The 943-nt window shown below is 34.9% G+C and carries 1 protein-coding gene; it reads left to right on the top strand.

The features are described from left to right. The first annotated feature begins 481 nt into the window (after nt 1–481). Nucleotides 482–808 (top strand): hypothetical protein, encoded by a 327-nt coding sequence (locus Q0947_RS15175; RefSeq protein WP_133759000.1) that lies wholly within the window; start codon nt 482–484, stop codon nt 806–808. Nucleotides 809–943: the final 135 nt, after the last annotated feature.

Genomic DNA, 943 nt, shown 5'->3' with positions numbered 1-943 from the left:
TACTCCGCTCTTTTGTTCTTTCTGATTAATACTTAAAGTTAACTGATTTAGTAAAAATCAAACTTAAGATGTGTATAAGCAATGGCTTGTTCTCGCCTACTTGGAAAATCCTGCGGATTTTCCAATGTTACGTGAGTGTTTGCAATTGTCAGTCACGAACCACGCCACTGCCCATACACGTAACGTTGTACACCATTGCCCACACAGGAAAATTTCGTTAATTGCTATCTCAACGAAAAACATTTATTTTTAGGAAAATTAAATTTATGTTAGTCCGAATTTGACAAGAACTAAAGTACATACTACCAAAAAATTAGAAAAGTTAATCAAGAAACTTATCTCGACTGACCAAAATACCGAATGTGGTATTCTTGGAAACTGGAACGCAACCGTATTTTATGTTGACAGAAAAAAATGTTGGCTAATTACTAACGCACTTACCAAATACAACATAGTTCTAACTGATATAAAATCTTCTAACTTGAACAATATTGAACAAATTTTTAAAGATGCACTTTTTGGACAACTTATTTATGACGGGGTTGTAACGGATTTTGAGAGTCTCAACTCAATTATTGGCGGATTGGATTTTCTGCCTACTAATAATGACAGAAGTACAACGGCGTTTCAAAATCATAATTTGGAATCTCTCGATTGGTGGAAATACGAATTTGGGAATTTAGAAAATATGCCAATAAAAGATTTGACAAACCGACTGAACACAAGTCCCATTCACATAGGACAAGGAATGAAGCGATCGGATTATACAAATTCAATCGACGAAATAAAAAAAATTATAATGATATAAAAAACGGTGTACAACAATATGTATAAGCAATGGCTTGTCCTCGCCTACTTGGAAAATCCTGGTTACTTCGGTTCGATTCGTGCCAGTGATTTCGGTTTCATAGTGCCAGTGATTTCGGTTCAAACTGTGCCACTT

This window comes from uncultured Gelidibacter sp., assembly GCF_947500795.1.
In the GTDB taxonomy this organism is placed as follows: domain Bacteria; phylum Bacteroidota; class Bacteroidia; order Flavobacteriales; family Flavobacteriaceae; genus Gelidibacter.
This window is presented reverse-complemented; position numbering and strand designations above follow the sequence as displayed.